The sequence below is a fragment of the Photobacterium sp. 2_MG-2023 genome, from assembly GCF_030547675.1.
Lineage (GTDB): Bacteria > Pseudomonadota > Gammaproteobacteria > Enterobacterales > Vibrionaceae > Photobacterium > Photobacterium arenosum.
Genome location: NZ_JAUOQQ010000003.1, coordinates 1 through 14,408, shown reverse-complemented (window position 1 = coordinate 14,408; position 14,408 = coordinate 1). Strand labels below are relative to the sequence as shown.

12 protein-coding genes are annotated in these 14,408 nt (G+C 50.0%); 10 read left to right on the top strand and 2 right to left on the bottom strand.

Going from position 1 to position 14,408, the window contains the following annotated elements; translation table 11 throughout:
- The first annotated feature begins 4 nt into the window (after positions 1-4).
- The 4 genes from Q4491_RS03750 to Q4491_RS03735 are packed head-to-tail and all read left to right on the top strand — an operon-like array spanning position 5 to position 4,137.
- Positions 5-1,153, top strand: coding sequence for an ABC transporter substrate-binding protein (locus Q4491_RS03750; RefSeq protein ID WP_237028875.1), 1,149 nt, complete (start codon positions 5-7; stop codon positions 1,151-1,153).
- A 57-nt stretch (positions 1,154-1,210) separates the two neighbouring features.
- Positions 1,211-2,905: an ABC transporter permease gene (locus tag Q4491_RS03745; RefSeq protein ID WP_303454771.1), complete on the top strand. Its 1,695-nt coding sequence runs from the start codon at positions 1,211-1,213 to the stop codon at positions 2,903-2,905.
- Positions 2,871-3,527, top strand: a complete 657-nt coding sequence (locus Q4491_RS03740; protein WP_192016571.1) for an ATP-binding cassette domain-containing protein — start codon at positions 2,871-2,873, stop codon at positions 3,525-3,527. The genes Q4491_RS03745 and Q4491_RS03740 overlap by 35 nt, the downstream gene beginning before the upstream one ends.
- Positions 3,520-4,137: a CDP-alcohol phosphatidyltransferase family protein gene (locus Q4491_RS03735; RefSeq protein ID WP_303454767.1), complete on the top strand. Its 618-nt coding sequence runs from the start codon at positions 3,520-3,522 to the stop codon at positions 4,135-4,137. Before Q4491_RS03740 ends, Q4491_RS03735 begins: the two co-directional genes overlap by 8 nt.
- Positions 4,138-4,214: 77 nt before the next feature.
- Here the strand turns inward: Q4491_RS03735 and Q4491_RS03730 are convergent, their stop codons facing one another.
- A complete protein-coding gene (locus tag Q4491_RS03730) occupies positions 4,215-4,475 on the bottom strand; it encodes a hypothetical protein (RefSeq protein ID WP_237794457.1) in 261 nt (86 codons plus the stop codon).
- A 212-nt stretch (positions 4,476-4,687) separates the two neighbouring features.
- On the bottom strand, positions 4,688-5,590 hold the full coding sequence (punR, locus tag Q4491_RS03725; protein WP_218384744.1) for a DNA-binding transcriptional activator PunR: 903 nt from the start codon (positions 5,588-5,590) through the stop codon (positions 4,688-4,690).
- A 131-nt stretch (positions 5,591-5,721) separates the two neighbouring features.
- Between punR and punC the strand changes: the two genes are divergently transcribed.
- The 6 genes from punC to Q4491_RS03695 form a co-directional block, all read left to right on the top strand.
- On the top strand, positions 5,722-6,936 hold the full coding sequence (gene punC / locus Q4491_RS03720) for a purine nucleoside transporter PunC (RefSeq protein WP_192016567.1): 1,215 nt from the start codon (positions 5,722-5,724) through the stop codon (positions 6,934-6,936).
- A 203-nt stretch (positions 6,937-7,139) separates the two neighbouring features.
- Complete coding sequence (locus Q4491_RS03715; RefSeq protein ID WP_237794458.1) at positions 7,140-9,605, top strand: bifunctional diguanylate cyclase/phosphodiesterase; 2,466 nt, start codon at positions 7,140-7,142, stop codon at positions 9,603-9,605.
- A gap of 80 nt (positions 9,606-9,685) precedes the next feature.
- A complete protein-coding gene (locus Q4491_RS03710; RefSeq protein ID WP_027252341.1) occupies positions 9,686-10,030 on the top strand; it encodes a hypothetical protein in 345 nt (114 codons plus the stop codon).
- Positions 10,031-10,277: 247 nt separating this feature from the next.
- Positions 10,278-10,514, top strand: coding sequence for a YdcH family protein (locus Q4491_RS03705; protein WP_192016565.1), 237 nt, complete (start codon positions 10,278-10,280; stop codon positions 10,512-10,514).
- Positions 10,515-10,750: 236 nt separating this feature from the next.
- Positions 10,751-11,983, top strand: a complete 1,233-nt coding sequence (locus tag Q4491_RS03700) for an OFA family MFS transporter (protein WP_303454745.1) — start codon at positions 10,751-10,753, stop codon at positions 11,981-11,983.
- Positions 11,984-12,820: 837 nt separating this feature from the next.
- On the top strand, positions 12,821-14,408 hold a 1,588-nt coding region (locus Q4491_RS03695; protein WP_303454743.1), incomplete at its 3' end, for a thrombospondin type 3 repeat-containing protein.

Below are 14,408 nucleotides of genomic sequence, written 5' to 3'. Positions count from 1 at the left end.
GGCTATGCCTGCTCTGGCAAATGAAGCACAAACTGAAACCTCGCCCATCGCCGAGATGAGCTGGGATGCGATTGAACAAGAAGCGCGCGGACAGACTGTTTTCTTCAATGCCTGGGGAGGCAGCCAGCCCATCAACAGCTATTTAAGATGGGTTGCCCGCGAAGTAAAGAGTCGTTACGACATTACGCTCAACCATGTCAAAGTGGCCGACATCGCTGAAACCTCACAGCGACTGTTAGCGGAGAAAGCGGCCGGCAAACAAACCGGCGGCAGCGTCGATATGGTTTGGATCAATGGCGAAAACTTCCGCACCATGAAAGCCAATCACTTATTGGATGGCCCGTTTGTCGCCCAGCTACCCAACTGGGAGCTGGTCGATAAACAACTGCCCGTCTATGAAGATTTTACCGAAAGCACAGAAGGTCTCGAAGCCCCCTGGGGGGTAGGACAACTGGTCTTCATCCATGACAGCCAGACATTAAGCAACCCACCCAATAGTTTTGCTGAACTGTTAAGTCTGGCCGTCGCCTTTCCGGGCAAAGTGACCTACCCGCAGCCGCCTGCATTTCATGGCACCAGTTTTTTAAAGGCCGCATTGATTGAGCTGACCAACGCGGCGCCGGCGCTCTATGAGCCCATTGACCCGACAACGGATGAAAAGAAATTCGCTCGCCTCACAGCGCCTCTCTGGAAGTACCTCAATCAGCTCCATGCCGTTGCCTGGCAGCAGGGAAAACGCTTTCCGGCCAGTTCAACGGAAATGATGCAACTGTTAGATGACAGGCAGCTTCTGGTCGCCATTACGTTTAATCCGAATGAAGCCAAAGCCGCAATCGAGCGCGGCGATCTGCCTGAATCAGCCAAGGCATTTGCCTTTGAGCAAGGTGCCCTCTCTAACATTCATTTTCTGGCCATCCCCTGGAATGCCAGCGCAAAAGCAGGTGCCCGGGTTGTGATTAACTTTCTCATGAGCCCTGAAGCGCAACAACGAAAAGCAAATATTCAGATCTGGGGTGATCCTGCCGTGCTGACACCGGAGGCTATGGGAGCCGACCAAGCACAAAGTTTAGAACTGTATCGTGCAATCCCTGAGCCACACCCTAGCTGGCAAACTGCGCTGGAGGCCGCCTGGCAGCAAAAATATGGACACTGAGCGTTTCCTGACACCCTGTAAGTTTATCCCTGACACCCATTAGGCGAACGTTGCAATATGTTGTACTTGATGTTTATTGCCACGCTGTTGATCTGCTGTTTGCCGTTATTACCGGGCCTGTTCGGCATTTTGCTGCCAGCCCTGTCCTGGTTACCCTTTGCTGGCCTGACTCAGCCCGGGCCACAGGCTTTCTATCAGGCATTGGCCTGGCCCGGTTTGTCTGCTTCTGTTCTGCTGACGCTTTCCACTGGCGTCATCAGTACTTTATTGGCATTAGCTTTTACCTTCTTGATCCTGCAGAGATATTGGGGCTCCCGCCGCTGGCTGAGTATAGAATCCTGGCTCTCTCCGATGCTGGCGATTCCGCATGTGGCCTTCGCGATTGGCTTTGCTTTCACCTTTTCATCCACGGGGATCATCACCCGTTTCGTCTCAGCATTGGGCGGCAATCCCGGTCAGTTTTCTCTGCTGCAGGACTCTTACGGCATAGGGCTCACCCTGGCTCTGGCGATCAAAGAGACTCCATTCCTGTTATTAATGAGTATCTCTGTCCTGCAGCAACTGAATGTCGGCCGCTTGCTGGCTGCAGGCAATGGCCTGGGCTATAACCGGGCATCAACATGGATCACCATTATACTGCCGCAATGGCTCCCCAGGATGCGACTGCCGATCTATGCCGTGCTGGCTTATGGCATCTCTGTGGTAGACATGGCCATGATTCTGGGCCCGACCCGTCCTCCCACTTTTGCCGTTCTGGTCTGGCAGTGGTTCAATGAGCCGGATGTCGCTTTGCTGCCCAGAGCCGCTGTCGGCGCATTAATGCTGCTCATGCTGGGCCTTTGCCTGCTTGCTGTGTTTCGCGTGCTGGAATGGCTGATTCTGCGTGGCTTTCAAGGCTGGCAATATGCTGGCCATCGCGAGCAACGATTGCCAGGGCGTTACTTTCACTGGCCGTTAATAGCGGTGCCGCTGCTTGTCATTCCTGTTCTCATGCTCTGGTCCGTGGCGCTGCGCTGGCGGTTTCCGGATCTGTTACCAAGCCGGTTCAGTGTGCAATTCTGGCAACAGGAAACCGCCGTGTTTACCGATCTGGCGTCTACCAGCCTGATGCTGGCCGGTATCAGTACAGCGATTGCGCTTTGTCTGGCCATTGGCTGTCTGGAATACAGGGACAAAACAGGAACCGGTATCCCAGGCTGGCTGATAGCCATGCCCATGGTGTTGCCACAGGTTTCTTTGCTGTTCGGTATTCAGGTCACCACTTATATGATCCCCGGCCAGCATCACCTGCTATGGGTGATATGGAGCCATGTGCTTTTTGTGTTTCCCTACCTGTACCTTGCGCTGGATGGCCCATGGCGCAGTTTTGATCGCCGGTATACGCAAACAGCCAGTAGCCTTGGCTTATCGGAGTTCCAGGCCTGGTGGCGAGTCAAGCGTCCTATGCTGATGCCGGCAATTTGTCTGGCACTGGCCGTAGGCTGTAGTGTCAGCCTGGCTCAGTATCTGCCGACACTCAGTCTTGGTGCAGGCCGGGTCAGCACCCTGACCACAGAAGCCGTTGCGCTCGCCAGCGGACAGGACAGAAGAGTCAGTGCGATTTACGGACTGCTGCAGGGACTGGTGCCCTTCATGCTCTTCGCGCTTGCCACTTTCGCAAGCCGTTACTATCAATCGAGAATGACCTCCGGAACATACACAAGGAATGCAAAAGCCAATGTGCTTGTCAGTCAAAAACCTCACTATAAATAATGGACATCAGCGGTTGCTCAGTTCGCTGACGCTGTCGGTTGAGCAGGGACAGGTACTGACGATTATGGGACCCAGCGGCTGTGGGAAGTCGACCCTGTTGGGTGTGATTGCCGGCCATATTCCGCCCGACTGTCTCTATCAGGGCGAGATCAACCTCAATAACAGATTGCTCAATGAACTGGCTCCGGATAAACGGCGCATTGGCCTGCTGTTTCAGGATGATCTGCTATTCCCGCACCTGAATGTGTGGCAGAACCTGGCATTTGGTTTACCGTCCAGTGTGAAAAAGCCTGAACGTAAAACCAGAGCTTATGACACCTTAGCTGCGTTAGGCCTGACAGAACTGGCCTCTCATTGCCCGAGCCAGATTTCTGGCGGACAGCGCGCCAGGATCAGTCTGATGCGTTGTCTGCTGGCAGAGCCGGACGCCATCTTACTGGATGAGCCTTTCAGTAAACTGGACAAAGATCTGCGTATCCAGTTTCGCGACCTGGTGTTTAAGGAGATCCGGCAGCTGAATATCCCAGCGCTGATGGTCACCCATGATCAGGATGACGTGCCACCTGACGGTCAGGTATTGCACTGGCCCGCCGCGCTGAAGGAGGAACAGCCCCATGCTTGATCGCTACGCCATCAAATTCATCAAAGCGCCGGTTAACTGTGTAGGCTTACTGCTGGCGAAAACGCCTTTCACCGCCAATCAAATTACAGTAGCCGGGTTTGGTATTGGGCTGCTGACATTGCCTGCACTCCTCTACCAGCAATATTGGCTGGCACTGTGTTTTATCATTATCAACCGCATTTTTGACGGTTTGGATGGCGCTCTGGCCCGGCGCAGGGGCATCACAGACTGTGGTGGTTTTCTGGATATCACACTGGATTTTCTGTTTTATTCTCTTGTGCCCTTTGGCTTCATTCTGGCAGACCCGACGCAAAATGCAGTTGCTGGTGCGTTTTTGATCTTCGCCTTTGTCGGCACAGGTTCCAGCTTTCTGGCTTTTGCCATCATGGTAGGTAAGCGCGATATTGATAATCCGGTTTATCAACACAAATCTTTGTTTTACTTGGGAGGTTTGACTGAGGGCACAGAAACTATCGCGTGTTTTGTTCTCTTTTGCCTGTTCCCGGCACATTTTGCGCCCATCGCTTGGATTTTCGGATCACTGTGCTGGGTGACAACCGCAACACGGATCTGGGCTGGCTATCAGACCCTGAAAACACCGGCCGGATAGCACCGGCAGAAACACGTGTCAGCAACAGAAAACGGCGACCCAGGCCTGCCCAGCCGCCGTTTTCAGTCACCAGTCCTCTAGCTGAAGGCCGGTATGCTCTGATTGTGTTTTCCCTGCCGGCTGTGAAATTTATTAATTTCGATATCAATAGCGTTATAGCTGCTGTTCATCAACTCGCCCAGACATGCCGGAGAATCAGGATTCTGACTTTGCAGAAAAGCCGCCAGCAGCTTGACGTCATCAGGTCTGGGGCGATAGCTCAGGTTCGGAAAGGCCTGGTAGATATAATCAATAGCGATTGCCAACAGCTCGCTATTCTTTTCTGTCGTTCTGTTCATCGTCAACACAGTATTTTTATTCATCTTCATCGGAAGTAATGGATTTGACGAAGGGCATCCTAAGCGGTCTGAATGAAAGAATTATGACTTGGCGCTGTTTTTAGGATTTTTTTATCCTCTCGCTTGTTTTTCATACCAATATTCACGTATTCAATCTGTTGTTTTAAACGAACAACATCGACTGAGCGCTTTGAATACTGTGTTTTTTTCTGCTATCGCATCCACTCTCGGTGCAATTGTTCGCTATCTCCCAGGTACTCCAGCAGCCAGCTCAGGGCGGGGTTAAGGCTGGCTTTGTTCCATGCCAGACAGCAGGGACTGACCGGCGGGGCATGAGGGAGCGTGCGGGCCACCAGCTTGCCTCTTTTCAACTTGGGGGCGGCCATATGTTCCGGCACAACGCCTATGCCCAGCCCGGCTTCAAGACACTGAAACGCGCTGGACCAGTCCGGCACCATAATGCGGCGCTGATTATTCATCAGCCAGGTTGTGCGCTTAGGTAATGTACGTGAGGTATCTTCAAGACAGATAGCGGGATACTTAGCCAGTTCTGAGTCTGGCAGAGGCAGCGGACTTTCCGTCAACGGATGATCCGGCGCCATCACAAACACCCAGTGCAGGTTTCCCATATCGGTGTAATCGAAATCCCCGCTGACCGGAATGGCCGCCGTCGCCCCAATCACCAGATCTGCCCGGCCGTCTGCCAGGGCGTCCCACACCCCGTTATAGACCTCCATCGTCAGATGCAGCTCAACATCCGGGAACGCCTGATAAAAATCTCGTACCATAGTGCTGACACGGCTTTGTCTGACCACAGTGTCCAGTGCCACCGACACATTTTCAGCCCAGCCATTGGCAACACGTTGTGTCTGCAACTTAATGTGCTCCATTTGCTTGAGCAGCTGTCTGGCTTCTTCAACAAAGTACTGGCCTGCAGGAGTCAGGCTGACCTGCCGGTGATGACGCTCAAACAAGGTTACAGACAATTTATCCTCGATTATCCTGACCGTGTAGCTGATTGCGCTGGGCACTTTGTGCAACTCTTCTGCTGCTGAGGAAAAGCTGCCCCGCCTCGCAACAACATCAATTACTTGCAAATCATTGAAAGAAAACATATATCCTGCTACTTAATTACGCGTGATGTTGAATCAAATTTTTTGAAAGCAATGTTGAAATTTTAGCGTTTCACAGCACAAATCACCACGCTTACAATCTGATCACTGAAAAAACTTCTGGTTTCAATAAAATGACGACAAAACCAACTACCGTTACGCTTGCCTGGTTTGCATTACTTAGCATGCTCGGCTTTCTGGCCACCGACATGTATCTGCCTGCTTTCACCGCCATGCAGGCCGATCTGAATACCTCATCCAGCCTGATTGGCATGACACTCGGCCTTTTTCTGTTAGGCATGGCCATTGGTCAGCTTATCTATGGCCCTCTCTCTGACCGCTTAGGCAGAAAAAAAGTATTGCTGGGTGCCATGTTGTTGTTCAGCCTCGCCACCCTGGGTTGTGCAATGGCACCGAATGTGGAAACCCTGCTGGCATTCCGTTTTCTTCAGGCGCTGGGTGCGTGCAGTGCCACCGTGCTCTGGCAGGCTATTGTCATTGACAGGTATGAAGGAAAGCTTGCCGAAAAAGTGTTCGCAACTATCATGCCTTTGGTCGCCCTTTCACCGGCCCTTGCGCCTTTAGTTGGCGCAGCGATTCAGTCACATTTTGGCTGGCGTGCTATCTTCCTGAGCCTGATTGCCTTAGGTGCCGTGTTAGCACTGATGACGACCATGCAGCCTGAAAGTGCCAAGGGTGAAAAAAAGCAGGGCAACGTCTTGTCAGAACTGGCAATTAACTATACAAGCCTGCTCAAGTCAAAAAAATTCATGGGTAACATGCTCATTTTTGCAGCCTGCTCTGCTGCTTTTTTCGCCTACCTGACAGGGTCACCGTTTATCATGTCTGCTATGGGCTACTCAAGCGAAGATATCGGCTTAAGTTATGTGCCGCAGACTATTGCCTTTTTGATTGGCGGCTATGGCTGCCGGGCACTGCTAAACCGCATGGAAGGTAAAAAGCTGCTGCCTTGGCTGCTGAAACTGTTCATCGGCAGTGCGCTGGTCATACTGTTGATCACTGTGCAGCATAAACCCGACACCATCTGGCCCGTTTTACTGCCTTTCTGTTTTATTGCAGTTGCTAACGGTGCGATATACCCCATTGTGATCAGTAAAGCCCTGGAAGACTTCAAGCACTGCAGCGCAACCGCGGCCGGGGTGATGAATTTCCTGCAAACATTAGGTTGTTTTGCGGCCAGTTCACTGGTTGCGGCTTTTGCCGATAAAGGATTGAGCATTGTTGCCTTTAGCATTGCCGGCACCTGTGTCTTCGTTCTGATCGGGTTCGCTTTTGTTGTCAGCAGCCAGCGCCAGCAACTGATTGAGGCACAATCCACTCCAAACTGATCATTTTCTTTCTATCACGGTTCTTCAATTGCAGGCAGCCCCTGATGCTGCCTGCATTTTTCATATTCAAAAATATTGTCTATTGTTCATCGATAAGCCAAAAAATTCCTAATACGCATGAAATGCGTGTTATGCATGCCCAGAAAACCGTCACTATACTGTTCTCTTAGGGACTCTGCTCTATCATGGATGATGGATGATATATGAAGAGAAATGTGATTCATTCGAAAATGCTGCTGTTCTTTTTGCTGCTTTTTATCTTTTTGCTGTGTCTTTTTTTTCTTAATGGCAGTCCTAGCGCTAACCCAGAGAGACGGGGACATCCTATTACACACGCCTCTTCACGGCTTGATAACCACACATTATTGTCTGACGGGTATCAATTTCTGGCAGAAGAATGGGAAAACGCCAGCACACTTCACTCAATACTGAACCAGCTCAGTGTGAGTCAGTTTATCTTTAACAATCTGTATTCACGGGAGAAACTTGAAAAATTCACGCTGTTTTCACTGATCTCTTTCGGCTTTCTTCTCGGCTGTCTGGTACTGGCCTGGCACCTGCATAAAATGCTTCGCCATGAAAAACGCCTGAAAGGCGAGTTACACGACATGGTCAAAAAGTTCAGCCATGTACTGAAACATGCTCCGGACGGCATGGTTCTGCTCAAGCAGGACAACACTGTACTCAATATCAATCAGTCCGCTTGCCAGATTTTGAACACCTCAGAACAACAGGCTTCACACCAAGAGATTACCGCTTTGGTTAACGATCCCGAAGCCAGTAACAAGCTGGCTGGATTACTCAGTCAGGTACACGGCAAGATGAATCAGGGTGATAACCAGCCCGTCAGTCAACAGATCACCATCAACACTACGTCTGTACAACACCTTGAAATCATTGCGAGCGAAACCGCTTACAATGACGGTAATGAGATTTTGTTAAATATCAGGGATGTCACTGTATGGGTTGATCGTGAAGAAAAACTGAAAAGCTTGTCCCGCGCCCTGGAGCAAAGTGACGACTCTATCATCATCACCAACGAAAAAGGGATCATCGAGTATGTAAACCACAGCTTTGAAAAATATAACGAGCTCGATGCCAACGAGCTGATCGGCAGTGATGCCGCGCACCTGATTCTTACCGCTCTGCAAAATCCGGCAGAACTGGCAAAATTGCAGCAACAGCTGGTCAAAGGCCAGACAATCAACCGCATCATCTCGCACCGCAAGAAAGATAACAGTCTGGTGTATATGGAAAAACGCATTTCTCCTATTCGCAATAACCTGGGGAAAATCAGCCATTACATCACAACAGGGAAAGATATTACCGACAGAGTGCTGTTTGAAAGCAAACTCAAACAATTAGCGCACTTTGACATACTCACCCAACTGCCAAACCGATTGATGCTGCAGCAGCAGATCGATCACCTGCTCCAGCAATCGCCCTGCCCTGTCATTGGCCTGCTCACCCTCAACCTGGATCGCTTTAAGCAAATCAACGATTCTCTGGGTCACGACACCGGCGATCAGGTGCTGCTAGCCGTCAGCGAACGTCTGCAGACTATTTTGCGTGAAAATGACATGCTGGCGAGATTAGGCAGTGATGAATTTGCCATCCTGGTAGCATCAGATAACCGGCTGCCCGCTCTTGAACACCTGGCCGAGCGTATCCTTCGTCATCTCAGCGAGCCGATGACACTGGGCAGTAAAGAAGTGGTGGTCGGTGCCAGTATTGGTATCACCTACAGTGACAGCATCCATTCGACCAGCGAAACCTTGCTCAGGCAGGCAGACATTGCGCTGTATAAAGCCAAAGACAACAAACAACAGCAACAATACCGGGTTTATAACCGGCAAATGGGTGCCAACAGTGTCAAACGTTTGGAAATGGAAGCTCAACTGAGGCAAAGCTGCGGCACTGATCGCTATCAGTATTACTATCAGGGCCGGTTTGACTCACGGACCCGTCAGCTTTGCGGAGCGGAAGCGCTGCTACGCTGGGTCGATGATGACAACCGCATCCAGTCACCCACTGAGTTCATCCCTATTCTGGAAACCACAGGTCTGATTATCGAGGTTGGTGAGCATTTGATTCAGCAGGCTTGCAAACAATTACGCCAATGGCAGTTACAAGGCCACTGGCTGCATTTTGCCCTGAACATTTCAGCCCGGCAGTTGCTGAATTCTGATATTGTCAGTACTGTCAGCAAAGCGATACAGAATAGCCAGTGTGACCCTAGTTTTTTAGAGCTGGAAATCACAGAGAGTGTCGTCATGTCTGACGTTAAGCTGGCATTGAATAAGTTACGTCAGATCAACGCGCTGGGAGTCAGAATTGCCATTGATGATTTTGGTACCGGCTATTCCTCCCTGGCCTACCTCAGTCGGTTTCCGATTCAGATACTCAAAGTCGATCGCGAGTTTGTCCGTGATTTACCCCTCAATAAAGAATCTGTCACCATCACTAACGCTATCGTTGAGTTGGCCCATAATCTAAATATCAGCGTGGTGGCAGAAGGTGTAGAAACCAAAGGACAGGCAGATTTCCTGGCAAGCATAGGTGTAGAAGAATTTCAGGGATTTCTGTACTGTAAGCCACTGCCGCTATCAGATTTTGAAACAAGGTTTTTGCTGCCAGTTCAGAATACGAAAGAACATTCTACCTACTGAGTCAGATTACCTCAGTTTGTAAACTTTCACTTCTGCCAAGAGCCAATTACAATACGCTCAGTATGGGCGAGGATAGAAACATGGATTTTAGCGATTATCTGGAAACGGTGCTTAAGCAACGTCAGCAACAGGCCAATAAACCGGTCCAAAATAAGCAGCAACCTGTCTGGCTGCAACAGCGTATGGAAGACAAAACCAGCCAAAGTACGGCACGTGATGCAATAGCCAAAGCCCAGGAGGATGCCTCTGTTCGAGCCGAACAGGAAACCAAAGCCCCTCATGTCAGAATTAATGGCCGCTACATGTCACAGGAAGAAGCACAGGCTAAAGCAAAATTGCAAACTCAGGCAGCGCCTGCTAATGCCGACAGAATTGCCTATATTGAATCGCTCAAAAAAACACTACGTGCCAAAAAGTATCAATAATCACCCGACTGCTTCCCGCCAGCTTGTGACAACGTCACTATAGCTTTGTGCCTTTCATCTGATTTTCAGCCTCAGTGGGGTTGAAAATAACCTCATTCGACTATGCTTAAACGAGTAAACATTTTTAACTGCAAGGGATGCGCTGACCAGCAGTAATCTCTGACCAATAAGCAAATAGTTGAACGTTTATAAAAACAATGACGAAAAAGCAGGGCTTTCATTCACTAAAATTTATGGAGTGACAGACATGTTAGGTGAAAATCACGCACTCTTCATTGAGTTCCCCGAAATGCAGGACAAAATCACAGAGTTGAAGACCTGCGACGAAAGCTTTAAGGCCATGTCAGACCGATATCACCAGCTTGACCATAGAATACGGGGATTGGAATGCAGCAACATTCCCACCGAAGATCACCACTTCACCCAACTGAAAATGGAGCGTTTGCAGCTTAAAGACAAAATTTACAACATACTCATGAACTGAGGTTGTCAGCTTTTCCCTGGCTCCACCCTCTGCTATCCAGGGGGTGGAGAACCTTCCCCGCCAAACACCATCATCACCTGCCTCAAGCAAGCTATTTGTAACAAAACATTGCTGTCCGGTATTTTAATAACATTTATTGATAGAATCCGCGCCCTCAACAACAAATACATCTTTTTTTGATTGCTACCAAGAAAAGTTTAGTAAAGCAGTTGCCGTTCCGGCATTTAGAGAGACCTATGAAAACATTTGATCGCGCCAAGCAAATCCTGCTGGCAGGGTTCTGTATTAACTTGTGTATGGGCATTTTGTATGCCTGGAGTGTATTTAAGAAAGCCTTAGTGGTAGACCTTGGCTGGTCAAACGCCGATGCGTCCCTGCCCTATACCGTTGCTATCATTACCTTTTCTCTCTCATTGTTACTAGCCGGTATTCTTCAGGACAAAATCGGTCCGCGTAAGGTCTTGCTGCTCGGCACGACCATGGTTGGCCTGGGTATGATTGTATCCAGCTTTGCCACCACACCACTGCTGCTGGTGCTGACTTTCGGGGTATTGACAGGTTGCGGTATTGGCTTTGGCTATGCCTGTTTAAGCCCTTCAGCAATGAAATGGTTCCACCCTTCGAAGAAAGGCATGGTAAACGGACTGATCGCGGCCGGTTTTGGCCTGGCTGCTGTGTATCTGGCGCCGCTGACATCATCCCTGATTGCCGATTACGGTATTAATCAGAGCTTTCTGATCCTCGGCATCGCTGTACTGCTGGTCGCTGTCCCTCTGGCATGCACTATCAACAACCCACCGGAAGGCTACCAGCCGGAGGCGCCATCTGCCGTCGCGGCCTCTGCCAATCTGGCACCAGCTGTTAACATGACCTGGCGCAGCATGGTGAAAACACCCCAGTTTTACTCCTTGTGGGTGATGTACGCCTTTGCCTCCGCGGCAGGCTTGATGATTATCGGCAATATTACTTCTATTGCAGCGACTCAGGCCGATCTCTCTGACGCGGCGTTTCTGGTGGTGATTCTGGCTGTGTTCAACTCAGGTGGCCGTATCGCTGCCGGTATACTGTCAGACAAAATCGGCGGCGTTAAAACGCTGATGATTGCCTTTATCATGCAAGCCATCAACATGGTGATGTTCGCCACCTTCGACAACGAGTTCAGCCTGATTGTCGGTGCTGCCGTTGCCGGGGTTGGCTACGGTACTCTGCTTGCCGTTTTCCCATCGATCACAGCCGATTTTTATGGCCTGAAGAATTACGGTGCTAACTATGGAGTTCTATACACTGCGTGGGGTGTCAGTGGCTTCATTGGCCCAGTGGTAGCCGCCGTAGCAGTCGATATGACCGGCACCTACACGCTGGCCTATTCTGTGTGTTCTGGCATGCTGGCAGTCGCGGTACTGTTGTCATTCATCACCAAGCCTGTCACCGCACAAGTAGCTAAAGAGAAGCTAGCGACAGCCGCATAACTGTACGCCTGACTCTTACTGAAAAGCACAGCCAGCCGGCTGTGCTTTTTCATTGTCACTTTTTCAGAACGAGAAACGGGACAGACAAAAAAAACCCGGTTCCAAAGGGACCGGGCAAACAAATAGTGGTGAAAATGTTCCTGATGGGAACAGGATATGCGCTATTAGCGTACCGCTCTGGAAGACTGTGCGATTGGCTTAACAACATTCTTCACGGGTACTCAGGTAGCAAATAGTTAAGGCGTCCGATTTTTGGTTTGATTAAGCATTTTTTCAATCAAATCACTAAAGTCGCGTATTCGAGTGATGAATCGATTGAGACAACCAAATTCAAATATTTCCTCTTTACAATCTGCCCCATCCTCATTGATCCCACCATCATGCTGGCATACGCCACCGCTGGACTCCAGAATCGTCAACTCGGGCGCTTTTCTGCTCTGAATTCAATCTGTTTTTATTGGATAACAACACTAGTTTTTAAATAAAACCATTCACAAACCACCCTTTTATCATGGCTAATCGCAAAGAAAAAAACGAGGAATAATAACAATTCACACATTAGCAAACTCACCGTGTAATACCGAAAATGCGTGCTAGGCTTTGAGCCAAAGGATGAAAACAAGCCACTCGTCCTTTTAACCCCGGTGAGATTCTTCTGTATTCAGAATTTGGTGTCTCTGAGTGAATACCACCTTTCTGGTTCAGGGTGAAGTTCATGTGGTGATCATTCGGTATGGGTTTAGTTTTCACGGTTGAATCTCACTGACTTCAACCGGTAAGAACACATCATCAGTCAATATCATTTCACCCTGGCTTAATCCATCACAGGAAGGATGAATGATGAAAGATAACAAACGTTTTATCACGTCGTACCGAAGCGTATCGGGCATGCTAACCGTACTGCTCATGGCTATCTCTGTTTCAATACCTGAAAAAGTACAGGCAGCCTCTGATTACATTGAAAGGGCCTCACTTTTTGCCAGTGATGCGAGTGCTGATCGAAGGTTTGGAAGAGATGTGGCGATTGATGGCGATACCATGGTCGTCGGCCAAGTGAATGGGGAGCGTGCCTATGTTTTCGAACGAAATGGTTCGGGTTGGTCGGAACAGGCGATCCTGACTCCCAGCGATAGTCTCGGGGGAAATTTCGGAGTATATGTCGCTATCCATGGCGACACAATCGTTGTCGGCGCACCGTATCAAGCAGGATTCACTGGTGCAGTTTATATCTTTGTCCGCGCTGGCAATCAGTGGACTGAACAACAAAAACTCACACCAACCAACCCTCAAACCTTCGATCGGTTTGGGTCCGCCATTGCAATCCAAGGTGATCACTTGTTAATCGGCACACCACAAAAAGACAGCCATGGCACGGACAGCGGCCAGGTGGACTATTACCTGCGCACGGGGACAAACTGGGCATTATCGCAACAATTGGTTTCAAACGACATTGGGGCTGGCGATCTTTTTGGTCGCTCTATCGCACTTCACGACCAAACCGCTGTTGTTGGGTCACCCCGTGGAGACGGCAATTTAGGAGATGCCGAAGTCTTTACGTTAAGCAACGGAGTCTGGTCTGAGCAGCAATCCCTGAACAATCTCGGAGGGACTGCCTATGAGCAATTCGGATCCAGTGTTGCCATTCATCAGGACACAATTGCAGTTGCTATCCCATCTGTTCAGAACTCGGCAACATCCAATACTGGCGCGATATCAGTATACACCCGTAACGGAGGCAGTTGGTCTTTACAGGCAACGCTGACATCGGATACGCCATCCTCCACTCAATCTTTAGGCATTGATGTTGCATTGCAGAACAACAAGCTATTCGCAGGCACATTGAGCCCAGATCCTGCTGAAGCTGAAGTCATCGCATTTGAACGAACCGGTAACACGTGGACGATTGTTCAGAAAATTTCAGCTTCCAGTGGGCTCTTTAGCGATGTGTTCGGATACAGTACAGATGTTGATGGTCATACACTCGTAGTTGGTGCTCCTGGTGTCGATTTATATCAGCCTGATCAAGGGAGTGTTTCAGATGCCGGTGCTGTTTATGTGTTTGAGGCTGACCGCGATGAAGACGGTATTCCTGATGGCACAGACAACTGCCCTGAGATTGCCAACCCCGGTCAGGAAGATGCAGACAATGACGGTATCGGCGACCTCTGTGATGCGCACCTGTTGCGGTTTTATCTGCACGGTTTGAACGTGCCCGGTACCGCAGGCGGGTTTACCATGAACCTGACCGCACCGGCCACACCAACGCCGCTGACACTCAACCTGATCAACGCACCGCAGTGGTATAGCGAACCGGCACTGGACGGCAGCTTTGAGGCGGGCCACTTTACCCTGTCTTTCCCCTGCACCCTTGGCCTGAGCTTACCCACAACCTATGGGCTCCATCGGACGGCACCGGACGGCACAA